The organism is Commensalibacter communis (genome assembly GCF_947179015.1).
Taxonomy (GTDB): Bacteria; Pseudomonadota; Alphaproteobacteria; order Acetobacterales; family Acetobacteraceae; genus Commensalibacter; species Commensalibacter communis.
In genome coordinates, this window is sequence record NZ_CAMXCM010000006.1 from 1 (window position 1) to 24245 (window position 24245).

Consider the following 24245-nt stretch of genomic DNA (forward strand, 5'->3'; position numbering starts at 1 on the left):
ATGGATTAGTGCTGAAGGTGTTCCTGCGCCATCAAAGAACTATAAAGAATCTGATTATTATATTGATGAACTGACCTATAATATTTATGTCAATAACGGTTCTGAATGGCAGTTAATTGGTAACATCAAAGGTGCCCAAGGTCTTCAAGGTGAACAAGGTGCTCAAGGGCCTCAAGGGCTGCCTGGTCAAGATGGTGCAACGGGTGCGCAAGGTGATAAAGGTGAGCGTGGGTCTTTATGGATTAGTGCTGAAGGTGTTCCTGCGCCATCAAAGAACTATAAAGAGTTTGATTGTTATATTGATGAACTGACCTATAATATTTATGTCAATAACGGTTCTGAATGGCAATTGACTGGTAATATTAAAGGCCTCCAAGGTGAACAAGGTAATCAAGGTGAGGCTGGTACAGATGGCAAAGCTGGTACGATCCAAATTGGTAATGTTTCCAAAGGGGATAATGCCAGTATTACTAATCGTGGTACTGAGAATGCTGCGCTGCTAGATTTTGTATTACCTAAAGGGGATAAAGGAGATGCAGGCTCTCGTTGGTATTCTGGAACACAAGAACCAAACGCATCAACAGGGGTCAAAGATGAACGTGGTGCACCTCGTTCTGGGGATATGTATTTGCAATTGGCTGCTGCAGAGCACGAAGCCAAAACCTATATCAAGCTGAATAATGGTGAATGGTCAGAACCCCTTGGAATGGTGGCAGGACCAGAGGGTAAACCCGCATCCATTACCGTTGGCACAATCACAACAGGCGAACCAGGCACAAAAGTCATCGTCGAAAATGTCGGAACATCAAGCGATGTCATCGTAAACTTCACCATCCCAAAAGGAGATAAGGGAGAAAAGGGTGAACAAGGTATCCAAGGCGAAAAGGGCGATAAAGGTGACAAAGGCGATCAAGGTGACAAAGGTGATAAGGGAGATCAAGGACAAGCCGCAACAATTACCATCGGCACCGTTACAACTGGTGAGCCCGAAACAGATGCTATTGTTACAAATGTAGGTGACGAAAATAATACACGTCTCAATATCACTATACCTAAAGGGCAAAAGGGCGATAAAGGCGATCAAGGCGAAAGTTTGGATTTATCCCCTTATCTTCTTGCAGCAGATGCTGAGAATTTTTATCAAATAAAAGGGGATTATATTAAAAAAGTAATGTTTAATACTTGGAGAGGAACCTTGTCTTTTACCTTAGTAATACCAGAAATAAAGTATAAAATACAATGGGATGATACTACAAAAACATTAAATATAACAAGAACAGAGTATAATACCCCTCAAGGTGATGTTTTAATTTGGGAGGAAACAGGCGTTGCTATTAATGGAGCCTATCCATTTAGTGCTGTAGGAGGTAACAAAACTTATAATTTTTTCTCATGCAATGGGGCGATTCTTAAAATTGCTATGTGGAATCAGTGTTTTATATCATGTCAATATTAGTTTTTCTTAATTGATTAAATATTAAAATAATAATCGGGCATAAAACGGGGCGTGTGAGCGTCTTTTTTTATGCCTTTTTTTGAGGAGGAAGAGAGATGGATAGTGATTTAATGATGCAGTGTTTTCAATATTTACTGGGTGTTATTCCAGGCGATATTGCAGGGAACATGATTGCTGTGGTGACAACAATCGTGACCATTTGTACGTTGATTGTGCGATTTTGGAAAATACCAGCCACGACCAGCAAGGGGTATAAACTGTGGAAGGTCATTCACACTTTGGCGTCTTTTAAAACGCCATCGGTTTCAAAAACGGAGAACAAGGATGGTCAAAAGATTAATTAGTTCGATGAAAACACACGATCATTGGTTTGCCGAGTGGTGGAGCTCTATTTTACTGATGATTGTTGGGATGTATGGATTGTGTGTCCCCAATAGTCTGATTATTCACCAATCTTTTATTAATGGTTTTTTGAAAGTGTTGCCCTTTGATGTATGGCAATGGCTGTTTGTTGGGTTTGGTTTGTTTCAATTTACCGCTTTGCGTTGTGAAAGCATGATCGGCAGAGGGGTTGCTGCGTTCTTTGCGTCCTCATTATTAATTTGGGGGACATTAAATGTTGCCTTCTACGGTCGGTGCCATTTCAGCTTGGTCGCATGGGGGATATTTGCTGTGATTAATCTCTACGCTTTGGCTCGGATTATGACGCGCGTGGAGAAAAGATATGAACTTCTTTGAAATCCTGCGCTGGTGGTGGGAAAGCAATGCCGAATGGATCAAAATCCACGATCCTTGGGTTATTCCGGTCATGGCTGTATCTATTCCTTTATCGCTCGTTATCCGCGCAATCTGTGCGCTCATTAAAGTCTGGCGGGGAAAGTAATCTTTTTATTTTAGTGAGATTGTTTGAAATTAGGATTGATATTGATGGAATATTTTTTAGTAAAGCCCATTTGCTCGCCACCCCCTTTGTCTGCTTTTACAGATATAGCCAGAACAAGACCAACAGAAAAAGAAATGGAGCGTCGTAGGAATGAGCTAAAGATTATTGTTACGACAGGGTTGGGTAGTGATGTTGATCGTTATGCTTCTCAATCACCGACGTTAGTAAAACAGATCTTAAAGTTAAAGAGAAAAAAGTGGCAAATCGGATGGGGATCTGCAGGAACAGGGACTTTTTCAAGGGCTCCATATGAACAACAAAAAGGAATTATTGTAATAGATTCAAATTTTAACAATGGAGATTCGCAAAATATTGCGTATGTAACATCGACACTTGCGCATGAGGTTGGGCACTCTTATTTTCATAAAGAGCCTGACTTATCTTCTTTTGATAAATGTATGGAAAGTTTAATGGTTGGTGGTGGCAGTGAAGCAGATGCAATTGTTAATCAGATTGTTGTTCGTAATGAGATTTTAAAAGAAGCATGTATTGATATTTTTGAAGAAGGAAGAGAATATGATTTTATGAAAAATGAATTTGTTCAATTTTATGGTGAGGGCATAAGAACAGGAGATATGAAAACTGCAAAGATGAAAATTGCAAAAATATATTCTGAACAATATACTAGTACCTCAAATCCTCCTCAAAAGTATAAGGATAGTTATGGTGATTATTGTAAAAAAAATGCAAAAAAATAAAGTGAAAAAAATAATTACTTATTTATTCGCTTTATGGGGAATGATTGTCATAACACCTTCTTATGCACAACAAACGACTTTATTGCCTTTATATAAAGAATCGATCACTGAGGCAGCTTTAAAGCAATACCCCATTTTACCTTATAAATTTATAGATCTGATTAAAATTCTACCCAAACCGTTACCTGTTTCTTTAAGTAAATTTCAAAAAATATTTGACTACCAATTACGTATTATAAAAAAAGATAATGATTCTGAGACTTATGAAACAGGTTCATTTAGAACATTAGATGGGGTGATAATAAAGAAAGTTGGGGTTTTAATATATTTAGAAAAAAAGAATCAAATAGTTGGTTTAGGCATCTATTTAGATCCAAAACAATGTGTGAATACTAGATTATTAAAAAAAGAATTTGGGTTTTTAATTCCTAGATTATTGTCTTTTCATCCAGTTTCGAATGCCCCAATAGCTTTTTACACCACAGATGAGAATGGAAAATTTGTAATGGGATCAACTATGGATTATCCAGATTGTGCTACAGATATAGGTTTAGAAGCCTTTGATGATGAAGAAGAAAAGCAAGAATGGATAAAATATGTTCGTGAACAGGCTCCTCATTTACAAGAAAGAGCACGAAAAAGAGAGCTAGAGGGAAAATGAAAATATAGAAGGTAATGAAGTGAAAAGCGCCAAAGATATATTAGTTGGTTTAATGTGTATGTCAGGGATAATTTTCGCACTATCTTCTCATGCAAAAACCTCCATTCAATCAATGCCTTTATATAAAGAAGCCCTGCCAGAAGATGCTTTAAAGGAATATCCTGTTTTATCTTATAATTTTATTGATTTAATCCATATTATTGCTAAATCTTCGCCCACTTCTTTTGATAAATTACAGAAAGTCTTTGATAAGGAATTTACGATTAAAGAAAAGAGCAACGACCTATCACTTTATCAGGTTAAAAATGTTGTTACGAAAGACGGTGTTATTGAAAAAAAATACCAATTAAAATAAACGATAATCATTTAGTGTCTTATCAGATTGAACATCTGATTACGCAAGATGACGTGATTATTAAGTCAGTAGAAATTGTAAAAAGTTTAAAAAATAAAAATATTATACAAGGTGTGTATGTTGATCTTGATCAAAAACAATGTGTTAATGCAAAACTATTAAAAGACGAGTTTGCTTTGACCATTCCTGATTTTTTTTAACCATTCCATTAAAATCTGACACCACACTAAGTTTTACAGCAGCAGAAACGAAAAGAAAATTTTTTTTATTAGATAATATGAAGCATATAGGATGTGCAACCAGAATTGGTATTCGTTATATTTATGAGAAAAAAGAGTGGAGAGATTTTGTTCATAAGAGCGCGCCTTAAATAAGGGAACGATAGTGTAAAGGGGAAGTTGGAATATTGCGGACAATAGGATACCAAGTATCAGAGACATTTGAGTAATTTGGTGTTTATGTAATGGATATTCGTTATATGTTTTTTTTATGCTTGAGATTGATTACTATTCATGCTGATATTCAGATTAGTTCAGTAAATTAACGATTATTACCAACGAGTTTTAATAAAACCCCAGTTGGTCATTTTGAATAAAAAGATACTCACATATTGATGAGTATCTTTTTATTCACATTGTAAGATCTTGCCAAATTATTCCATCCATTTGTGCAATTTATTATTTTCTCACATAAATAAATTATTTTATGAATTGAACGCCATTGCTGCGTTCAAAGGATACATTATTTATAATTATCAAAAAGAGTATTCACATGGTGCGAAAGAAAAGCAAATCCGTTCCAGTCAAGGTTAAGGCACCGAAAGATAATGAGTTTCCAGCCTTAAAGGCCCTTACTCACGAAGAAATCTATAATTTGATTGCCAAATTTATGCGTAAAGCTATTCCTATCAAGGGGGCTAGGTTATCGATCATCAATGATTCACAAAACCGAACATCTACGCCTAAATCGCCTTATATTACTTTACAAATTACAGAGAGGAAAAGATTATCTACGCCTGAAGCCCGTTATACAGATCAGTATAAAATTACGTGGTGTCGGTCACAAGTTTCTGTTCATATCTTATTTGTGGGCAGTCCACAAATCCCAGCTTTAGAAATGGCACATGCTTTTGATATGCGGTTTAATGAAGCGTGGGCGAGTGAACAGTTCGAGCAGTATAGTGATATTTTATTTCCGCTATATAGTGACGATGTCAGCTCGGCGGGTCAAATGATAAATGCCGAAGATCAAATCGATGTTGCTTACTCAGTTAATGCTTATTTTGAATATCATCCAGAAACGGGTGTCTGTGCAAATAGTGCCAAAGAAATTGTTATGGATATGGGTATCGTTGAGTCATAATGAGCATTACAACTAGCATTAGTAAAATAATTTGAGAGGGTCGTTGAAAAGGATTTAATTTTAGCCTTTATATATTGAAGACATTTATTATTTATCTACATTAACGCTGGATGAAACTTGCAGATTACGACTTCCTAACCATAGAAATAATTATATATTTTACTACTGCATCCAGAAATGATGAGAGATTACGTATGAGATTGTGTTCTTTACAATTCGATTGGTAAGCAACTGTGGGCGTTACAATAACCAGTAGATATTCTTACGATCCTCGCAACAGTGGGTATATGTCATTGGTGGCTTAAGGGGAATATGCTGGTGGATAATAAACGCGAAGAAATGCTACAAATCTTTTATGATTTTTATAGATTGCCACCCGAAAAATGCTATCTAGAGGTAGCCTCTAATCATATTTGTGCCATTTATGGTGATGATGTAACGTTTCTTGTCTTAGAATATAAAAGATTTTTGGGAGCACCACAATGGAGTTTGGATACAAGATTTCCTAGTGTTATTTATTTTGATTTAGAACATAAGCCTATTTGGAAACAATTTATGTTTGTTCTATCAGCCCCTTTCATAGTCGTTTTACTTTTATCTGATCTTTTAACAAAATGTATCTATAAAATTTCATAAATAGAAATAATAGAAGAATCTTCTTCTAATGATAACGGCAAATCACCCCTGACAGCGATTCAGTTTGTAAATATGATAGTCGACTTTTGGGAAGACTATCGAACAGAACAATCAGGTTTGACCAACTATTCAATTTAATCTTACCAGTTTTCAAAGTCATTCTTAACGAATGGCTTTTTTTATCTCTAAAATTACAAATACAAGGAAACAAAACATGGCGAAAGTCACTGGGGGAATTTATATTCCTCATTTAAAAAATGAAATTATTCAACCAGCTTTGGATTATTTAGGTCTGGGTGGCGCACGTGCCATTAACCAAGTCACAGGCACTTTTCTAGCAGAAGGCTATGCGGGTGGTTTTACTTATTTAAAACAGCTTGGCAAAGGGCCTGCGGTGGGTGCCATGCAAATGGAACCATTTACCTATAATGATATTTGGAAGAACTTCTTATTGACTCCAAAACGTAATCATCTGGCAAATTTATTAAAAAATATTGCTGGCACATTTAACGCCGATAGTGCGGGTATTCCAAAGCCAAATACCCTAACAGGAGACATTTTTTTTGCAGCAGCAATGTGCCGTATATTTTATTTAAGAGTTCCAACAGCACTGCCTCTTGCGAGTGATGCGAGCGGAATGGCACAATATCACAAGAAATATTATAATACATCCCTAGGTAAAGCTGTTTGGCAGGATAATGTCGATCGTTTTCAACAAGCGATTGATGCTTAGTTTAATTTTGCCAAATTTTTGCGGTTATTTTATATTTTCAATAAATCGTAGCACACAGAATTTCAGGGATAAGTTTAATATCTTGCTGACTAAATTTATCTATATAAAATATCAATTGAAAAGCATAAGACTTTATATATTAAAATTTTAATAGATAAATAAATTTTAAAAGATTCGATCTCTGTAAATACAGAAATCAATCTAATCATAATACTACTTTATTACAACAGATCAATTATTATGATCAGCATTAAAGAAGTGTTTTTTTAATTATATTATTTTATCAGGATAAAATTATGAATAAATTTTTATATACAAGCGCACTATGTGCTTTTTCTTTACTTTTAGGTTCAACAGCTTCCAAAGCAATTGATTTTCCAGAGCATTATCGTACATTAGATATTCATCAGGAATATACGAAACAAACAGATAACTTTACAGTAAAAAATGTTTTTCCCTTTAAATTTCCTGCTGATTTACCAGGCGTGCCTGTATTTAAAGGGATTAAAGGTCAGCTTTCAACAACGACACAAGCAAGTTTTGATGAGAATGGTAAAGAAAATACTTATTCAGAAACATTATTTAATATAGCGTTTGTAAAGAATGCGTGTCCTAAAGCAGGCGACGGAATATTAAGTATGGACAGTGCATATGGTGCTGGTAATCATCTTTCATTAACTGGTGGTATTGTTAAGCAAACTAAAGGAAATGCTACGCAAGTATATAATATTGATTTTATGAATCAGTATGATACGGTATTGGATACTCGAAATGGTGGCTGTGGAGTGGTTTATTTTGATGGCACTGATTTTAAAAAGAAACCTTATACAATGCTGGCAGATCTTCAATTAAAATATTCATTTCAGCCTATTGGTATTCCTTTAGATGGTGAATTTATTTTGGATGTCGATACTTATGCAGCAAAAGCCAGATATAATGCATATATTGTTTATCCCGTGGCCAAAGGTGCAGGCCCAGGTCAAGGGGTAATTAGACCAGGAACAATTTTTAGTGTAAATGGAGATGCTACTGCATCAGGAAGTTATGTTAATAATAAAGGAGATTGGTCTGTAAGGTATGTGACAGCAGTTGTAAAGAATAATAGTTGTCAAGTTGGATTTAAAAACTATACTCAAGGACAGGATCTATCGAAGAGATTTCAAACCCAAGATCAAGCAGGGGTTGGTTCAGCCCCTAATCCAACAGCTGTTCTATGGCCAACATCAACGATTATTTCCGATTTTACCCTTGTCGGTAATGGTAGGGACAGTGTCGTGGGGAATGTTCGTCCAAATCAGAATTTACCTGTTCATGTTAATGATGGTGATTGCGTTGTCCAAGCAATGCTTCCTTTGGGAAAAATTACAACCACACCAGGAACGAATGTGAATGTTGAATCACAAACAAACATTCAATATATTCCTGATTAATATAATTGAATAAATTATGATGTGTATAAAGCCACTCCGTTCTCGGGGTGGCTTTTTTTTTATTTTTATTGCTATGATATTCTGAATGATAATATTCTGAGGATGATCTTTGTGGCTGTAGCCAATATTTACTCTCGTCGGTTACGTGCAAGTCAATCTAAAGGGGATGATGTGTATCAGTATGATACAGTGCCTGATAAGTTGAGAACGCAATTGCTATGTATCATGGACGAATTATTTGGCTCTCATAGTTCCTTAATTGAACAAGCATGGCAAGATCTGTGTAAGATTGTTGCCAAAGAATGCGGTATCAGAAAATTGCGTGTTTTTCCTTATCAAAGCTCTTTAGTAGATTATATTGAAAAAGATGCAGATTTACTGGAGATATTAGATTTCTGTGATTTGCTTTTTATATATGTTAGAGATGTAATTGAGAGTATCAACAAATGGTGTGAAAGAAACCCATTTGAAATTGAGCAATATGCTGTATTTCTACGTATGTATCATCCTGCTATAGAAGAATTAAACACATACTTTAAAGAATCTGTTCTTGGATATGAGTATAATAAAACTGAAATTATTCGTATAGATAGCCAGCATATTCATAAAGAAATTATTAAACCTGTATTACAACTCTTAGGGGATGAACGATTTCAGAAAGTTGACGCAGAATATAGGTTGGCGCACCAACATTATCGCAATAAACTTGTCAAAGATTGTGTTGTTTCCTGTAATCGTGCTTTTGAAACGATGTTAAAAACCATCTGTGATCTTGAAAGTTGGGATTATCAATCGGGTGTCAGAGCCAGTGATTTAATCACCCTTGTTAGAAATAAGAATTTATTTCAAGATGGGATGGCTAACAATTTCAACGCTTTTATTGCAACGTTAAAAATGGAGTGCCCGCGCTTCGGAATGAATATGGTGGGCATGGTGAGGGCAGTGAACAATCCGAACAACCCTTATATATGGGGCAATATTTACTCAATTTGACAGCATCAAATGTGATGTTTTTATATAAAGCTTGGGAACAATATACCCAAACAAAATCTTAAATTGTAATTGTTAGGAATAATGGTGCCGGATGAGAGATTTGAACTCCCGACCTTCGGTTTACAAAACCGCTGCACTACCACTGTGCTAATCCGGCATTTCAGCGTTTGACGCTTGCTGAAATGTTCTATGCAATATTTTACGTTCGATTACAAGTAAAAAAATATAAAAACACGATTTTTTTTTAAATTTTATCTTGAACGATCGATAATCACTCTTTGTTGTTAGAATTTTTCATAAAAATACAGCTTTTATCTTGATCATTTACTCAAATAAACCTAAACTTAGCAATCAGGAGTTATAACGACTCTTAGTTATTATAAATGAATACGACGTTCTTGGGGCGAGGTGAAACTCCTCACCGGCGGTGATGAAATAGCAATATTTCTAAGCCCGTGAGCGCTTATATCAGTGATGATATAAGGTCAAGCAGATTTCGGTGTAATTCCGAAGCCGACGGTCATAGTCCGGATGAGAAAGAACGTGCTGGGATTGTACATAGGAAACTATTGCGACAGCCTTGGCATATCTGCCCGCGTGCGTCCAGAGCAAAGGACTGGTTTTTTATAATGCAAGCACGCATTGTTTCAAAATTATCAGAAAAGGCTGACTTTTCTGAAAGAATTGTAAATGGGTTTCGTCGAGCTATTCACGAAGCCTTGCAATATGTAGGGCGTACTGCGCCCAATCCTCCTGTAGGCTGTGCTATTTTAGATGAACAAGGGGATATTCTAACCGTTGCCGCGCATCATCAAGCGGGTGCATTGCATGCCGAGGCTTTGGCCTTGCAACAATGCAAAGCCCTTGGTGTATGGGATAAGATTTGTGATGTGATTGTGACGTTAGAACCTTGTAATCATACAGGGCGCACACCGCCTTGTTCCGAGGCCTTGTTAAAAACACCTGCAAAAAGAATATGGATTGGTGTCAAAGATCCTAATCCATATGTTGCTGGAGCAGGGCACATACGGTTACATGAGGGTGGCAAAGAAGTTATTTTACTGGATGAACAATCTTCTGAAATCGCACAATATTGGCATCAACAATGCGTTGATCTGTTGGCACCCTTTACTAAATTTATGCTTGAACAAAAAAGCTGGATTACCGTTAAACAAGCAATGAATATGGCGGGTTCAATGGTTCCTCCCAAAGGGCAAAAAACCTTTACATCGCAAAAATCATTAACCTTGGCGCATCAGCTGCGTCGTGGGACAGAGGCAATTATTACCGGCGTGAATACGATTAAAATGGATATTCCTTCATTTACCGTTCGCCATGTGCCCGATCACCCAGATGTAACCCGTTTATTAGTGATTTGCAGCCAAGCCAAAGAAAAATTAGAAGATGCTTTGTCTGAACATTATATAAAACAAGCAAAAACCAATGGTTTTTCTTTGTTACTTTGTAATGATTTGGAACGATTGCCAGAACTTCTTTATGCACATAAAGTCATGTGGGCAATGGTAGAGGCTGGTCCTGTATTATTACAGGAATTTCGTCAGCGTCAATTATGGGATGAATGGTTGACCATTCGTCAACAAGCCCAAGGTGAAGACGACGTGAATATTATTTCTAAACATAGTGCATCTCCAACGCGTCAACTCTTATCTGATGCTCACTTTCATATTGAAAAGGAAGATTTATGTTCTCTGGTATCATAGAATCTTTGGGGACCATTCTTACTGTTAACCATGAACCCAATGCGATGGTAATTGAGGTTGAAACTGGTATTTCTGATCTTTCTATGGGGGAAAGTGTTGCTGTAAACGGTGTATGCTTGACCGTTGTACAATATGATATCCAAGGGAAAGCTTCATTTTTTATTAGTTCAGAAACGTTGAATAGAACCAATCTGAATACATTACATGTTGATAAACGAGTTAATTTAGAGCGTGCCGTAACGCCTTCAACTCGTTTGTCTGGGCATATTGTTCAAGGACACGTGGACGCAACAGGCAGATTTTTAAAAGCAGAGCAAAGTGGGGATGCGTATAAAGTTTTTTTTGCATTTCCTGCATCATTAAGAAAATATGTTGTTGAAAAAGGCTCTATTGCGATTGATGGCACCAGCTTGACCCTCAATGGCGTTGGTAAAATTGGTAGGGATGGTGCCAGTTCAGATGAATTTATTATTCATATTATGATTATTCCGCATACTTGGGAACATACGACTTTGGGGCACTTATCCCCAGACGATATGGTGAATGTGGAAGTGGATATTATTGCAAAGTATGTGGAGAATTTATGTTTAGTCCAGAAATGATCAAGACGTTAAGTCCTGAGTTAAAACTTGCTATTGATACATTACGTGCTGGTAAAATGGTATTAATGGTTGATGATGAAGGTCGTGAAAACGAAGGTGATTTGGTTGCTGCGGGTGAGTTCGTAACGCCTGAAATTATTAATTTCATGATTACGCATGCTCGTGGAATCTTATGTATGCCGATGTTGGCTGAGAAAGCGCAACAATTAAACCTGTATCAAATGGCACAACATAACACGTCCCCTCATGAAACGGCATTTACCATTTCGATTGAAGCCAAAGAAGGCATTACCACGGGTGTTTCTGCTGATGATCGTGCGAAAACATTTGAAGTTGTGATGAAGGGTGATGTCACTGCCAATGATATCGTTCGTCCTGGTCATATGTTTCCTTTGGTTGCAGACGCAAACGGGGTTTTGGCCAGAGATGGTCATACCGAAGGTTCCATTGATTTGATCAAAATGGCTGGGCTGAAGCCTGTTGCTGCAATTTGTGAAGTCTTAAACGAAGACGGCACAATGGCCAGAATGCCAGAGCTAAAAAAATTCGCAGAGCAACATCAAATCCCATTGGTGACGGTATCTTCTATTGTTGAATGGCGTAAACAATATGATGCAGCGCCTGTCGATCCGTTGGTTTTTTTGGTTAGAGCAGGAGAAGTTGCTAAATTACCGAACTATTACGGTGGGGAAGATTTTACCGTTCAATCTTTTGTTGATTTGAAAGGCAACGAACATTTAGCCATCATGAAAGGTGATTTTTCTTCTGTTGATGCAAAAACACCGTTGGTTCGCCTGCATTCTGAATGTTTGACTGGTGATGTGTTGGGGTCATTGCGTTGTGATTGTGGTCCTCAGTTACACAAAGCTATGAAAATGATTGGTGAATCCGACAAAGGGGTTGTGATTTATTTGCGCGGTCATGAAGGGCGTGGCATTGGTTTATTCAATAAAATCTCTGCCTATGCGCTACAAGATCAAGGCTTAGATACTGTAGAGGCCAACCATCGTTTAGGGTTTGCTGCAGACATGCGCGATTGGAAAGTCGCAGGCGCAATTTTGGAAAAACTCAATATTCATCAACTTGACCTATTAACCAATAATATGGACAAGGTCGAAATGATTGAAAAACAAGGTTTTGCTGTGAAAAATCGGGTTTCTATTGAAATTGAAGCTAATCCTCATAATGCATCTTATTTAAAAACCAAAAGAGATCGTATGGGACATGCGTTATCTTCTGAAAAAATTGATCAATAATTTTAATTTTGCGTATTGAAAGTATTTAATAATGATTAAGCAAGCTCCTCAATCGTTGACAGAGTTTCAATTTAAGAAAATGCCACGAATTGCTATTGTGGTCAGTCGTTTTAATGAAAAAGTAACGGGTGGTTTGGCTAAGGGCGCGCAGGAATGGTTGGCTGAACATCATATTCCGTTTAATGCAGAAGAAGATTTAATGTATGCCCCTGGTGCGTTTGAATTGCCATTAATTGCACAATCTTTGGCGAAAAGTGGTAAATATGATGGCGTAGTGTGTTTGGGCTGTGTGATTAAAGGTGATACTGCTCATTTCGAATTTATCAGCCTTGGCGCAACGATTGGGATTATGCAAGCCTCTTTAACAACCGAAACACCGATCAGTTTTGGTATCCTTACGACTTATACTGGTGAACAAGCTGAAATTCGTTCAGAGGAAAATAAAGAAAATAAAGGTCGTGAAGCGGTCGCAGCCTGTATTGAAAGCTTGGCTTTGATACAAAATATCTAACAGATTACATAACATTATTTAAAAAGCGGTCAGATCCTTCAAAAGGGCCTGGCCGCTTTTTTTTGTTTTTAAGACAATATTTACTGCTCTAAAATAATTTTTGCGTGGTTGCCTGTATTCTGATCGACCGTCGCTGTGATGAGTTGAACTATTTCAAATAGTTGAGATTGGGTTAATCCAGCGTTTAATCCAATTTGATAGTGAGCTTTTAATTGAGAGTCAGCACCACTAATAACGGATAATGCTGCAATCGTTGCAATTTCTCGGTCTTGGTAACTTAATATGTCTCTTGCAAAAATATCGCCAAATAAATGTGCACGTAAATACTGATTTAAAGTGGGCGCAAAATCAAACAAATGCCCTTCCACAACTTTTCCAGCAAGCTGTGTTTGAACTTTTGTGCCTAAAGCAAGCATATCTGTTGTATTGGAAATAGGACTGGCATCTTTGCCAATTTCATCATGGATATTCTGTGATTGACGTTCTTTTACGATCGTCATCAATGTTGAAACTGCATTAATTGCTCTGGGAAATCCTGCATAAGCATAAAGTTGGATTTGTATTTCTTTGATTTCGTTGATTGTTAATCCAGCATCTAATCCTTTATTAATGGTAAAAGATAGTCTTTGTAAATCACCACCAGCGGTGAAAGCCGAGATTGGAATGATGTTTTGTTGTTTAAGTGTTAATTGTGACATTGTTTTCCTTAACGCTGATTATTAATAAAATTGATAGGCATCTAAGTGCAAATAGTAAGTTGTTTAAAACTGATATGTAAGGATAAAAACTGTCGTTTATATTATAAATTTATCTCTTTGCTGGTTATCTGTAATATAGTGTGAGTTTATTTTTGATAAAATTATAAACAAAAAACATTTTTAGTATTTATAGAAATTATTCTTTGAATATAATAAAAAACTAACTGTCTGATTAGATATTATAAACTCAATATTTCAATGAAAAATACTCATTATTATTGTGTCTTTTTATCTCAACATAATAGTTTTTACTTTTGGGTGTACATAAAGGTTGTTTTATTCTTTTTTTATTTCTATTTATGAACACAAAGATATATTTAGTTGTCTGCTAAAATTTTTTACTTAGTGGTTTTTGCTTGAATTTTTGAGGTTAGAGGGGTTTTTTGCCAATGATGTCCGCATTTATTGGGCGTGTGGTGGCGTTTTGTTCTCGCCACGCTTGGTTTGTGATTTTATTTTATATTGTTCTTGCAATAACCTCGTCTTGGGTCGCTTATCAAAACCTTGAGATCACAACAGATACAAGCAAAATGTTTTCCTCAAGTATGGATTGGAAGAAACGTTCCGATCAGATGAGCAAAGATTTTCCACAACGCGAATATTTGTTGGTGGCTTTGTTTGAATCAAAAATCCCTGAAGAAGGTGAGCTGAGCGCACAAGCATTGGTTAACAAATTAAAGAATGACAAAAAACATTTTTATTTTGTTGAATCTTTGCAAAATGATCCTTTCTTGGTCAGAAATGGACTGCTCTTTTTGCCAACCCATTTGTTAGATACGACGTTAAATAATATCATTCAGGCACAACCATTTTTAAGCAGCTTATCTGCTGATCCGTCTGCCCGTGGGTTATTTGATACATTGGGTATGGTGACGTTGGGGGTCAAAGAAAAACAAATTGATCTTACTAAATTTAATGATGCGCTGAATGGGTTTGCGAATATACTAACTCAAAATGCAGAAGGGAAAATCCAACCGTTTTCTTGGGAAAAAAGTCTGTCTGGAGATTTATCGGATCTTGGTGGGAAATACCAACTGGTTGTGGCAAAGCCCAAAATGGATTTGAATTCCATTCGTCCCTCAGGTGTTCCCTCTGACCTATTGCGAAATACAATGAATAATCTGCCTTATGTCAAAAGTGGTGCTGTCAAAGTTTATTTAACTGGAGATGCTCAAATTAATGACGAGGAATTTTCGACCGTTCTGCATGGAATGATTGTTGGATTATTTGTTTCTTTTGTGTTGGTTGCCGGTTGGTTATTTATGGCTGTTCGCACATGGCGTTTGATTTTACCAATTTTGTTGTTGCTCTTTATTGGGCTGGTATTAACAACAGGATTTGCATCAATAACGGTGGGAATGTTGAATCTGATTTCAATTTCCTTTGCGATTTTATTTGTTAGTATTGCCGTTGATTTTGGCATCCAATTTTGCGTTCGTTTTAGGGGACAGGATTTAATAAGTACTAAGAAAAAAGAAGATCTACTCTATGCATTATCTCACACTGGGTATGAGGCAGGACATCAAATCTTTACTGCAGCTGTTGCAGCCGCTGCTGGGTTTTTAGCCTTTACTCCAACAAATTTTATTGGTGTGAAGCAGCTGGGCTTGATTGCTGGCGGCGGAATGATTATTGCATTTATTTGTACGGTAACCTTTTTACCTGCTTTGTTGGTTATTTTCCGCCCAAATATTGTGCAAAAAGAAGCAGGCTTCCCTTGGCTAAAATCTATTGATAAGAAAATGCGTCAGCATCGTTATATCATTATTAGTTTGTATGGCGTGTTGGGGGCTATTGGTATTTTCTTGCTTGCAGATCAAAAGGTTGTTTTCGATGCAGATCCGTTTCATACCAAAGACCCTCATTCCGAAGGGATGATGGCGCTGAAAAAAATGATGGGGGATCCCAATACGTCGCCTTATACAGCGGATATTATTGTAAATACACCTCAACAAGCTGAGGAATTGGCTGATAAATTAAAAAAACTCCCTGCGGTAAAAAGCGTTGTTTGGTTGAATTCATTTATTCCAGAAAAACAACAAGAAAAATTATTAATGCTAGATGATGCGGCTTCTATTTTATTACCAACATTATCTTTACAACATCCAAAAGATAAGCCAACGGCACAAGAGTTACGACAATCTGTGGTGAAAATGGTGCAAGGGCTTGATTCTATTAAAAATTTAGTTCCTGCTGATAGCCCTCTGCGTCGTATGCAGGTGGCATTGCAAAAGATTGAAAAAATGCCAGATGATCAATTGGTGGCAATTAACGATAATTTGGTTAAATTTTTACCGTATCAACTGGAACGATTAAAAACGATTTTGTCACCCACCGTTACAACAACTCAAGATATTCCAGCAGAGCTTGCTGAACAATATCGTACGAAAGATGAGAGATTAAGGGTCGAAGTTTATCCCAAAGGGGTTGATTTAACAACCGATCAGATTATTGATTTTGTCAAGCAGGTTCGCACAGTGGCACCAGAAGCAGCAGGAACGGTCGTTGATATTGTCGAAAGCGCTAATACAGTTGTTCATTCATTCATTGTAGCAGCTATTATGGCGATCGTTGTATTGGCGATTATTCTGTTTATTGCCCTACGTCGGGTATTGGATATGATTTTGGTCATGATCCCTTTAATTTTATCGGCGTTAATGGCGATCATTGTCATTGTCGTAATTGGTCAGTCATTGAATTTTGCCAATATTATTACGTTGCCACTCTTCTTAGGCGTAGGGGTTTCTTTTAATATTTATTTTGTGATGAATTGGCGCGAAGGGTTAAAAAATCCTTTATCTTCCCCTACAGCCAGAGCGGTCTTATTCTCTGCATTGACGACGGGAACAGCGTTTGGTGCTTTGGCAGCCTCTGCACATCCCGGAACGGCAAGTATGGGCGTGTTACTATTAATTTCGCTAGGATGTACGCTAGTGGTGACGTTGGGACTTGTTCCCGCTTTGTTGCCCAAACGTGATATTGACGAGCGATAACAGGCGGGAAGATGGATGGCTTAGAAACAATTTTTGATAAATTGTTGAAAAGCCAATCCGCGATGGCTGACTTTATTTTTTTCGCCTTCGCTCATTTCTGCAAAAGTAACAGAAAATCCTTTGGGTTGGAAAATTGGGTCATAGCCATGTCCGTTTTGACCTCTGGCTGGCCAAACAAAGTTCCCTTCAATTCGTCCTTCGAATTCACAGTGATACCCATCTGGAAAAGCCAAGCATAGCACCGAGATAAAATAACAAGAATGATCAGAGAATGGTTGTAATTTATCATACATCGTGCGCATTGCCATGGCGTAATCTTTGTTTGGCCCAGCCCAACGTGCAGAGAATATTCCAGGATCGCCATTCAACGCATTGATACAAAAGCCAGAATCATCAGCAAGGCTGGGTAATTTTGCCCCTTGTGTCGCAGCCAATGCTTTGATTCGAGCATTTTCATGAAAACTTGAACCATTTTCTTCGGGTTCAGGTAAATTTAATGCCCCAGCAGAATAAGTTTTTATTTGGAACGGAGCCAGCAAACTGCTGATTTCTTGTGCTTTGCCAGAATTATGAGTGGCGACGACTAATTGGGAACCATGTTCGAGTTTGCGATAGATTGTCATAAAAATATCTTCTTTGTTATATAAATAAAATAGACTTGATTGTTTTAGCATATTGGCATGAACTATTGGGTGCTATAAATATTTTATACTACTATGCGAATAATGACTAATTAGGCTTTTTATTATTTTTTTGAGAAAGATATATGGAACTCTTACTGGATCCTTCGGCGTGGATGGGACTCATTACCCTAATTGTTTTGGAAATTGTCCTTGGGATCGATAACCTCGTCTTCGTAGCGATTATTGCTGATAAACTCCCTTTTAATCAGCGTGATAAAGCCAGAATTATTGGGCTGGTTTTGGCGATGGTGACGCGTTTAGGGTTGTTATCCATTGTGTCATGGATCGTGACACTGACCAAGCCGTTGGTCAGTTATGGAGGATTCAGCCTTTCTGTTCGTGATTTGATTTTAATTGTTGGCGGTATTTTCTTGCTTTTCAAAGCCACGATGGAGCTGCATGAACGATTAGAAGGGCATGAACATCAAGATAATCAAGGCAAAGGCAATGCTAAATTCTGGGTGGTGATTGCCCAGATCATTGTATTAGATGCCGTCTTTTCGCTAGATTCTGTGATTACTGCGGTTGGAATGGTCAATGAACTTGCGATCATGATGGCTGCGGTTATCATTTCGATGATGGTGATGATTTATGCTTCTAAATCTCTGACACGTTTTGTTATCGCCCATCCAACGGTGGTTGTGTTGTGCCTCAGCTTCTTGATGATGATTGGTGTCAGTTTGGTTGCTGATGGACTAGGGTTCCATATTCCCAAAGGATATATTTACGCTGCGATCAGCTTTTCCTTGCTTATCGAATTCTTTAACCAAGTTGCTCGGCGCAATTTTCTTAAAAACCAATCCAAAAGACCGTTTAGAGATCGAACAGCTGAAAAAATCTTGGGATTGCTGGGCGGTAATGGTGCGCAACGAATGGAAGGCAATGTTGAAAAATCTTTGCAAGAAAGTTTTGCCGAAGAAGAACGTTATATGATTAATGGGGTGTTGACCTTGGCATCACGTTCTTTGCGCAGTATCATGACCCCTCGTATAGAAGTTTCTTGGATTGATTGTGAAGATTCTTTGGAAGAAATCAAAGATTTGATCATGGCCACACCGCATAATATCTTTCCAGTATGTCAAGGTGAGTTGGATAAAATCATTGGTGTGGTTAGAGCCAAAGATTTATTGATGGTTATTAATGATAATGGCAATGTTGCAGAATTTGCAGCACAACATCCGCCCATTATCGTGCCAGACATGATTGATGTGATTAATTTGCTGCCAATCCTAAAGAAAGCCAAAGGGCGTTTGGTTGTCATTACCAACGAATTCGATACGGTTCAAGGAATAGCAACCCCTGTTGATGTCTTGGAAGCGATTGCTGGGGAGTTTCCCGATGAAGATGAAACTTCAAAAATTGTGAAAGATGGCGATGGATGGCTTGTCAAAGGGGCGACCGATATTCATTCTGTGATGATGACCTTGAATTGTGATGCGTTTTTCGATCATGATGAAGAATATGTTTCCCTAGCAGGATTTCTTTTTGCCCATCATAAACGAATATTGAGTGTTGGTGAAGTAGTCGAAATTCAACAATTAAAGTTTGAAGTTTTAGAAGTCAAAGACTATCGTATTGAATTAGTACGAATTACAAAAATAACAGACACTGATGAATAAGTGACGATTTTGCTAACATGGGTATTTTGTTAAAAGGGATGGAAAAATGGGGCTAGATATCAATGCAGCCAATGCTGGAACATTTAAGATTGGTGGGGAAATCCCTGTTAATCGCATGGGTTTTGGCGCAATGCGTATTGTTGGACAAGGGGTTTGGGGAGAGCCTGAAGACCGCAATCAAGCAATCGCAACGTTAAAACGTGCCGTTGAATTGGGAATTAATTTCATTGATACCGCCGATAGTTATGGTCCATTTATAAGTGAAGATTTAATTCGTGAAGCTTTATATCCTTATCCCCCAGAATTACTGATTGGAACAAAAGGGGGACATACTCGGCATGGCCCTGATATTTGGCGTCCGATTGGTAATCCCGATTATTTACGCCAATGTGTTCTGATGAGTTTACGTCGATTAAAGTTGGATCAGATTCGTTTTTGGCAATTACATCGTGTAGCAGAAGACACCCCCGCAGAAGTTCAATTTGAAGTTATTGCTAAGATGCAGCAAGAGGGACTGATTGGTCATGTTGGCTTGTCGGCGGTCAACATTAGCATGATTAAAAAGGCACAAGAATTTTTCGAAGTGGTCTCTGTGCAAAATAAATATAATCTGATTAACCGTGAATCAGAAAAAGTTTTACAATATTGCGAAGCGCATAATATTGCCTTTATCCCTTATGCTCCTTTGGATCAAAAAGAATTCGAAGAAGGGATCGTATTAAAAGAAATCATGATGCATAAACAAGCCACGGCTCGTCAAATTGCATTGGCATGGTTGTTAAGACGTGCCGAGCAGATTATTCCTATTCCTGGAACGGGTAAAGTCAACCATCTAGAAGAAAATACTGCAGCGGTGAATATAGAGTTGTCCGACGTTGAATTTGCGCGTTTAGACCAAGAAGGCGCAGAAATGTGGGAAAAACGTAAAAATTCTGTGAAATTATACTTAGCAGAAGACTAAGTTTTTGATCTTCAACTTATTTGGCTTATTTCAATTTTTTATGAAAATCTGTATATATGTCATTTAAGTTGAATTATTTATATTATTTTTTGAGAATAGAGCCTGTTTCATATGTCTCCTAAAACCCCTGATACTCGTGACTCTGAACGTAAACGTACTGCTGCTATTTCGCCCCGTCCTCGTTACAGGTTTTGGCGGATATTGATTGGGTCAATTACTGGATTGCTCTTACTGGTCCTTGTTGGCGGAGGGCTTGCGATATGGATTAAATATCAAAGCGCAGTCAAAGGGTTGCCAACTATTGAGGGTCTGCGGGATTATTCCCCACCTGTGATGAGTAGAATTTATTCAAACGACGATCAGGTCGTGGCAGAGTTGGCCTCTGAACGTCGGTTATTTGTGCCGATTGCAGCCATTCCTCAAAAAGTCAAAGATGCTTTTATTTCAACAGAAGATAAAAATTTCTATACACATGGTGGCGTGGATCCAATGGCGATTGGGCGTGCTTTGGTGCAAGACGTATTTCGTGTTCATGGCAAGCGCTTGGTGGGGGCATCGACGATTACTCAACAAGTTGCAAGAAACATGTTGCTAAATAATGATCGTAAGTTGGAACGAAAAATCAAAGAAGCCATTTTGGCAATGCGTATTGAGCAATCATTGACCAAAGATCAAATTCTTGAAATTTATTTGAATGAAATTTATTTAGGTGCTGGTGCTTATGGGGTGGCAGCAGCAGCACAGATTTATTTTCATAAAAATTTAGATCAATTAACAACGGCAGAAGCGGCATATTTGGGTGGGTTACCTAAATCGCCTTATAATTATGATTTGTTCCGTAAGCCAGAGGCAGCAAAGCAACGACGTAATTTTGTGTTAAGTCGTATGGCGGAAACAGGTGCGATTACTCAGGAAGAAAAGGTTCAAGCCCAAAATGAACCAATCTCATCAAAAAGTATCAGTGGTCGTCGGGGACCCTTAGCAGGAACTGAATGGTATGCGGAGGCTGTTCGTCGTGATTTGATTGATCGTTACGGTCTTGAAAAAACTATGCAAGGTGGATTGGAAGTTCATACCAGTCTTAATTTGCAAGATCAGGCGCTGGCAACCAAACTAATGCGTCAAGCCTTAATGAAATATGATCGGAATCACGGTTGGCGTGGTGCGGTCGCACATCTTGGGGCGGATGCTGTTGCGGATTGGGCAGAGAACTTAAAGAAACAGAAAGCGCCTGGTGGTATGTTGCCAAATTGGCGTTTGGCAATGGTATTAAATGCAAAAACAGGTGAAGTGGGCTGGGTGTCTGGTGGAGGGCGTGCAACCCATCAAGCAACCATTTTATCCAAAAGCCTATCTTGGTCGAAACGTAAACCATTAAAAGATGGTGATATCGTGATGGTTGAGCCTCAGTCAGAGGGTAATCAAGTTGAACTTTGTCAGATTCCTTTGATCGAAGGGGCATTGGTTTCGTTGGATGTCAGAACGGGACGCGTTTTGGCGATGTTTGGCGGTTGGTCTTTTGCAGAATCTCAGTTTAATAGAGCAACTCAAGCTCAACGCCAACCTGGTTCTTCTTTTAAACCGATTGTGTACTTGGCAGCGATGGAAAAAGGGATTTTACCGTCTCAGATCTTTATGGATTCGCCGTTTTCCGTGGGGGATTGGCATCCGAACAATTATGAAAAGAATTTCTGGGGACCTACAGCGCTACATAATGGGTTAAGATATTCTCGTAACTTGGTGACTATTCGTTTGGCTGCACAGATTGGTATGGATGCCGTTGCTAATTTATCAATTGCACTGGGTGAAGTTGATTCAATGCCAAAAGTATTGCCTGCTGTTTTGGGTGCGGTTGAAACGACGGTTTTACGTCATGCTGGAGCATATGCCAGCATTGCTGCGGGTGGTGTAGTTGTTCATCCAACGACGGTTGATTATATTCAGGATCGCAATGGTAAGGTCATTTGGCGTTCTGATGGGTTTGCAGCGAATAATGTAAATGATCCTAATCATTTACCAACTCTTACCGATAATCGTAAACGGGTCGTATCAGAGCAGAGTTCTTACCAAATTATTACCATGATGGAAGATGTAATGCGTCGTGGAACAGGTTTTTCTTCTAGCAAAGGGATCGATACACCGATTGCTGGGAAAACAGGAACCTCTCAGAATTTTAACGATGCATGGTTTGCAGGTTTCTCGCCTGACGTTGTGACGATTGTTTGGTTTGGATTTGATACACCAAAAACCCTTGGAAGAGGGATGGCCGGTGGGATTTTGGCAGGGCCCGTCTGGAATGCGTATATGAAAGATGTATTGCCAACTTATCCAAAAAGAGATTTCATCAGACCATCAGGAATTGTTATGGCAAGTTATAGCACCAGCAAAGGAATGGTAACCGATGCGTTTAAAACCGATCAAAAACCAGGCGACAGCATTAATCTAAGTCCAGGAGCGGCGACGGGCACATTAAGTGCTGCTGATACGGGTGCTGAAAATGTTCCTGATTCCGAAGAAAACATGGGGGCTGGATATTCTGGGGACTACGTGAATGAAGGAGGAGCGATTAAACCGAAAACAACCCCATCATCAGGAGGGGGAGAGGATATTGGAATGGGTGGTTTGTATTAAACAGACTTGAATTCATTTCAAAAAGTTGATAGTAATATTAAGAAGCATTTGCAATTGGAAGTTAAAAGGGTATGTCTACAGAGAGTGAGGCCATTCATCAAGTGATTGAGCAGTCGTTAGAGCTGCTGAGGAGGCATCTTTGACTGGGATGTTGCGTTGGATCGACTTGCGGAACTGAATCATCAAATCGAAGATCCTAATTTGTGGAATGATGCTGATAATGCACAAAAGATTATGCAAGAAAGAACTTATCTTGCTAATCAAATAGCGTTAGTTCGTAAGTTAGAGCAAGATTGTAAAGATAATCTTGAAATGATTGAATTGGCAGAAATTGAAGAGGATCAATCAATTGTTGATGATGCTTTAAATAACTTGAAAGCATTAGAAAAAGAAGTCAAACGTCTTGAAATTGAAAGCTTGCTTTCTGGTGAAGCAGATCGTAATGATTGTTATATAGAGGTCAATTCTGGTGCAGGCGGAACTGAAGCTCAAGATTGGGCAGAAATGTTGTTGCGTATGTATACACGTTGGGCTGAACAACGTGGGTATAAAGTAACCTTTATGGAAAGTACGCAAGGGGAAACGGCGGGTATTAAATCGGCAACGTTACAAATAAGTGGAATGAATGCGTATGGTTGGTTAAAGTCAGAGGCAGGTGTGCATCGTTTGGTACGTATTTCGCCGTTTGATTCTGCAAAACGTCGTCATACATCATTTGCTTCTGTATGGGTATATCCTGTGATTGATGATTCAATACAGATTGACATTAATGAATCAGATTTGAAGGTCGATACGTATCGTGCTTCTGGTGCGGGCGGGCAGCATATTAACAAGACAGAGTCTGCTATTCGAATTACGCATATGCCAACAGGAATTGTCGTAGCTTGTCAAACGGATCGTTCACAACATCGTAACCGTGCCACGGCAATGGAAATGTTAAAAGCACGTATGTACGAAGCTGAGTTGAAGAAAAGAGAAGAGGCCGCTGCTCAAACAGAAGCAGGAAAAACAGATATTGGTTGGGGACATCAAATTCGTTCGTATGTTTTGGCACCTTATCAGTTGGTTAAAGATTTGCGTACAGAGGTTGAGAAAACAAATCCGCAAGCTGTATTGGATGGGGATTTGGATGAATTTATGGCAGCAGCTTTAGCATTACGGGTTGGGGCAACACGTTCAGAAGCCAGTGCTCAGGCATCGTAAATAAAACAAAAATTGGGTGGATTATGGGTTTATACAGAAT

23 protein-coding genes, 1 tRNA gene, 1 pseudogene and 1 riboswitch are annotated in these 24245 nt (G+C 38.3%); of the genes and pseudogenes, 22 read left to right on the top strand and 3 right to left on the bottom strand.

The window, feature by feature from the left end:
• The 13 genes and pseudogenes from PQG54_RS09310 to PQG54_RS09370 all read left to right on the top strand — a co-directional run.
• Window positions 1–1456 (top strand): annotated as a pseudogene (locus PQG54_RS09310) (hypothetical protein); the annotation flags it as partial.
• Between the two features lie 95 nt (window positions 1457–1551).
• Window positions 1552–1800: a hypothetical protein gene (locus PQG54_RS09315; RefSeq protein WP_271790175.1), complete on the top strand. Its 249-nt coding sequence runs from the start codon at window positions 1552–1554 to the stop codon at window positions 1798–1800.
• The gene (locus PQG54_RS09320; RefSeq protein ID WP_271790174.1) at window positions 1781–2194 is read left to right on the top strand and encodes a hypothetical protein; all 414 of its coding nucleotides are present in this window, start codon (window positions 1781–1783) and stop codon (window positions 2192–2194) included. Before PQG54_RS09315 ends, PQG54_RS09320 begins: the two co-directional genes overlap by 20 nt.
• Window positions 2181–2339: a hypothetical protein gene (locus tag PQG54_RS09325; RefSeq protein WP_271790173.1), complete on the top strand. Its 159-nt coding sequence runs from the start codon at window positions 2181–2183 to the stop codon at window positions 2337–2339. Before PQG54_RS09320 ends, PQG54_RS09325 begins: the two co-directional genes overlap by 14 nt.
• 44 nt (window positions 2340–2383) lie before the next feature.
• Entirely contained in the window at window positions 2384–3097 is a 714-nt protein-coding gene (locus PQG54_RS09330) for a single stranded DNA-binding domain-containing protein (protein ID WP_271790172.1), read from the top strand.
• The gene (locus PQG54_RS09335) at window positions 3063–3758 is read left to right on the top strand and encodes a hypothetical protein (protein ID WP_271790171.1); all 696 of its coding nucleotides are present in this window, start codon (window positions 3063–3065) and stop codon (window positions 3756–3758) included. Before PQG54_RS09330 ends, PQG54_RS09335 begins: the two co-directional genes overlap by 35 nt.
• 19 nt (window positions 3759–3777) lie before the next feature.
• Window positions 3778–4113 (top strand): hypothetical protein, encoded by a 336-nt coding sequence (locus PQG54_RS09340; protein WP_271790170.1) that lies wholly within the window; start codon window positions 3778–3780, stop codon window positions 4111–4113.
• A 14-nt stretch (window positions 4114–4127) separates the two neighbouring features.
• Window positions 4128–4313, top strand: coding sequence for a hypothetical protein (locus PQG54_RS09345; RefSeq protein ID WP_271790169.1), 186 nt, complete (start codon window positions 4128–4130; stop codon window positions 4311–4313).
• Between the two features lie 571 nt (window positions 4314–4884).
• Window positions 4885–5475 carry a phage neck terminator protein gene (locus tag PQG54_RS09350; protein WP_271790168.1) on the top strand — a complete coding sequence of 197 codons (591 nt, stop codon included), beginning with the start codon at window positions 4885–4887 and terminating at the stop codon, window positions 5473–5475.
• 318 nt (window positions 5476–5793) lie between these two features.
• Window positions 5794–6111: a hypothetical protein gene (locus tag PQG54_RS09355; RefSeq protein ID WP_271790167.1), complete on the top strand. Its 318-nt coding sequence runs from the start codon at window positions 5794–5796 to the stop codon at window positions 6109–6111.
• Between the two features lie 214 nt (window positions 6112–6325).
• Complete coding sequence (locus PQG54_RS09360) at window positions 6326–6844, top strand: hypothetical protein (RefSeq protein ID WP_271790166.1); 519 nt, start codon at window positions 6326–6328, stop codon at window positions 6842–6844.
• Window positions 6845–7140: 296 nt separating this feature from the next.
• On the top strand, window positions 7141–8274 hold the full coding sequence (locus tag PQG54_RS09365; protein ID WP_271790165.1) for a hypothetical protein: 1134 nt from the start codon (window positions 7141–7143) through the stop codon (window positions 8272–8274).
• A 111-nt stretch (window positions 8275–8385) separates the two neighbouring features.
• Window positions 8386–9267, top strand: coding sequence for an STM4504/CBY_0614 family protein (locus PQG54_RS09370; protein ID WP_271790164.1), 882 nt, complete (start codon window positions 8386–8388; stop codon window positions 9265–9267).
• A gap of 82 nt (window positions 9268–9349) precedes the next feature.
• On the opposite strand, the gene PQG54_RS09375 is transcribed toward PQG54_RS09370, so the two are convergent.
• Window positions 9350–9424 (bottom strand) — tRNA-Thr (locus tag PQG54_RS09375).
• Window positions 9425–9657: 233 nt separating this feature from the next.
• Window positions 9658–9814, top strand: a riboswitch (FMN riboswitch).
• Window positions 9815–9896: 82 nt separating this feature from the next.
• Here PQG54_RS09375 and ribD point away from each other — a divergent pair.
• Genes ribD through ribH form a run of 4 tightly spaced genes read left to right on the top strand, consistent with a single transcriptional unit; the run spans window position 9897 to window position 13357 of the window.
• Window positions 9897–10988: a bifunctional diaminohydroxyphosphoribosylaminopyrimidine deaminase/5-amino-6-(5-phosphoribosylamino)uracil reductase RibD gene (gene ribD, locus PQG54_RS09380; RefSeq protein ID WP_370866911.1), complete on the top strand. Its 1092-nt coding sequence runs from the start codon at window positions 9897–9899 to the stop codon at window positions 10986–10988.
• On the top strand, window positions 10970–11590 hold the full coding sequence (locus PQG54_RS09385; protein WP_271790162.1) for a riboflavin synthase: 621 nt from the start codon (window positions 10970–10972) through the stop codon (window positions 11588–11590). Before ribD ends, PQG54_RS09385 begins: the two co-directional genes overlap by 19 nt.
• On the top strand, window positions 11572–12846 hold the full coding sequence (gene ribA, locus PQG54_RS09390; RefSeq protein WP_271790161.1) for a GTP cyclohydrolase II: 1275 nt from the start codon (window positions 11572–11574) through the stop codon (window positions 12844–12846). The genes PQG54_RS09385 and ribA overlap by 19 nt, the downstream gene beginning before the upstream one ends.
• A 31-nt stretch (window positions 12847–12877) precedes the next feature.
• Window positions 12878–13357 (top strand): 6,7-dimethyl-8-ribityllumazine synthase, encoded by a 480-nt coding sequence (gene ribH / locus PQG54_RS09395; protein WP_271790160.1) that lies wholly within the window; start codon window positions 12878–12880, stop codon window positions 13355–13357.
• A gap of 80 nt (window positions 13358–13437) precedes the next feature.
• On the opposite strand, the gene PQG54_RS09400 is transcribed toward ribH, so the two are convergent.
• Window positions 13438–14055: a carboxymuconolactone decarboxylase family protein gene (locus PQG54_RS09400; RefSeq protein ID WP_271790159.1), complete on the bottom strand. Its 618-nt coding sequence runs from the start codon at window positions 14053–14055 to the stop codon at window positions 13438–13440.
• 449 nt (window positions 14056–14504) lie between these two features.
• Between PQG54_RS09400 and PQG54_RS09405 the strand changes: the two genes are divergently transcribed.
• Window positions 14505–17108 carry an MMPL family transporter gene (locus PQG54_RS09405; RefSeq protein WP_271790158.1) on the top strand — a complete coding sequence of 868 codons (2604 nt, stop codon included), beginning with the start codon at window positions 14505–14507 and terminating at the stop codon, window positions 17106–17108.
• 20 nt (window positions 17109–17128) lie between these two features.
• On the opposite strand, the gene rdgB is transcribed toward PQG54_RS09405, so the two are convergent.
• Window positions 17129–17731 carry an RdgB/HAM1 family non-canonical purine NTP pyrophosphatase gene (gene rdgB / locus PQG54_RS09410; RefSeq protein ID WP_271790157.1) on the bottom strand — a complete coding sequence of 201 codons (603 nt, stop codon included), beginning with the start codon at window positions 17729–17731 and terminating at the stop codon, window positions 17129–17131.
• 143 nt (window positions 17732–17874) lie between these two features.
• Between rdgB and PQG54_RS09415 the strand changes: the two genes are divergently transcribed.
• From PQG54_RS09415 to prfB, 4 genes are all read left to right on the top strand, one after another.
• Window positions 17875–19410 (top strand): TerC family protein, encoded by a 1536-nt coding sequence (locus tag PQG54_RS09415; protein WP_271790156.1) that lies wholly within the window; start codon window positions 17875–17877, stop codon window positions 19408–19410.
• 46 nt (window positions 19411–19456) lie between these two features.
• A complete protein-coding gene (locus PQG54_RS09420) occupies window positions 19457–20371 on the top strand; it encodes an aldo/keto reductase (protein WP_271790155.1) in 915 nt (304 codons plus the stop codon).
• A 111-nt stretch (window positions 20372–20482) separates the two neighbouring features.
• A complete protein-coding gene (locus tag PQG54_RS09425) occupies window positions 20483–23002 on the top strand; it encodes a penicillin-binding protein 1A (protein WP_271790154.1) in 2520 nt (839 codons plus the stop codon).
• Window positions 23003–23073: 71 nt separating this feature from the next.
• A protein-coding gene (prfB, locus tag PQG54_RS09430; protein ID WP_271790153.1) for a peptide chain release factor 2 occupies window positions 23074–24205 on the top strand; the annotation gives its coding sequence in 2 pieces (ribosomal slippage) (window positions 23074–23142 and window positions 23144–24205; 1131 coding nt in all).
• The last annotated feature ends 40 nt before the right edge of the window (window positions 24206–24245 follow it).

Excerpts from the sequence above, each read along its gene's own strand:
- PQG54_RS09315 (WP_271790175.1), top strand. The coding sequence starts at position 1,552 with ATGGATAGTGATTTAATGATGCAGTGTTTTCAATATTTACTGGGTGTT.
- PQG54_RS09320 (WP_271790174.1), top strand. The coding sequence starts at position 1,781 with ATGGTCAAAAGATTAATTAGTTCGATGAAAACACACGATCATTGGTTT.
- PQG54_RS09325 (WP_271790173.1), top strand. The coding sequence starts at position 2,181 with ATGAACTTCTTTGAAATCCTGCGCTGGTGGTGGGAAAGCAATGCCGAA.
- PQG54_RS09330 (WP_271790172.1), top strand. The coding sequence starts at position 2,384 with ATGGAATATTTTTTAGTAAAGCCCATTTGCTCGCCACCCCCTTTGTCT.
- PQG54_RS09335 (WP_271790171.1), top strand. The coding sequence starts at position 3,063 with ATGGTGATTATTGTAAAAAAAATGCAAAAAAATAAAGTGAAAAAAATA.
- PQG54_RS09350 (WP_271790168.1), top strand. The coding sequence starts at position 4,885 with ATGGTGCGAAAGAAAAGCAAATCCGTTCCAGTCAAGGTTAAGGCACCG.
- PQG54_RS09360 (WP_271790166.1), top strand. The coding sequence starts at position 6,326 with ATGGCGAAAGTCACTGGGGGAATTTATATTCCTCATTTAAAAAATGAA.
- PQG54_RS09365 (WP_271790165.1), top strand. The coding sequence starts at position 7,141 with ATGAATAAATTTTTATATACAAGCGCACTATGTGCTTTTTCTTTACTT.
- ribD (WP_370866911.1), top strand. The coding sequence starts at position 9,897 with ATGCAAGCACGCATTGTTTCAAAATTATCAGAAAAGGCTGACTTTTCT.
- PQG54_RS09385 (WP_271790162.1), top strand. The coding sequence starts at position 10,970 with ATGTTCTCTGGTATCATAGAATCTTTGGGGACCATTCTTACTGTTAAC.
- ribA (WP_271790161.1), top strand. The coding sequence starts at position 11,572 with ATGTTTAGTCCAGAAATGATCAAGACGTTAAGTCCTGAGTTAAAACTT.
- ribH (WP_271790160.1), top strand. The coding sequence starts at position 12,878 with ATGATTAAGCAAGCTCCTCAATCGTTGACAGAGTTTCAATTTAAGAAA.
- PQG54_RS09400 (WP_271790159.1), bottom strand. The coding sequence starts at position 14,055 with ATGTCACAATTAACACTTAAACAACAAAACATCATTCCAATCTCGGCT.
- PQG54_RS09405 (WP_271790158.1), top strand. The coding sequence starts at position 14,505 with ATGATGTCCGCATTTATTGGGCGTGTGGTGGCGTTTTGTTCTCGCCAC.
- rdgB (WP_271790157.1), bottom strand. The coding sequence starts at position 17,731 with ATGACAATCTATCGCAAACTCGAACATGGTTCCCAATTAGTCGTCGCC.
- PQG54_RS09415 (WP_271790156.1), top strand. The coding sequence starts at position 17,875 with ATGGAACTCTTACTGGATCCTTCGGCGTGGATGGGACTCATTACCCTA.
- PQG54_RS09420 (WP_271790155.1), top strand. The coding sequence starts at position 19,457 with ATGGGGCTAGATATCAATGCAGCCAATGCTGGAACATTTAAGATTGGT.
- PQG54_RS09425 (WP_271790154.1), top strand. The coding sequence starts at position 20,483 with ATGTCTCCTAAAACCCCTGATACTCGTGACTCTGAACGTAAACGTACT.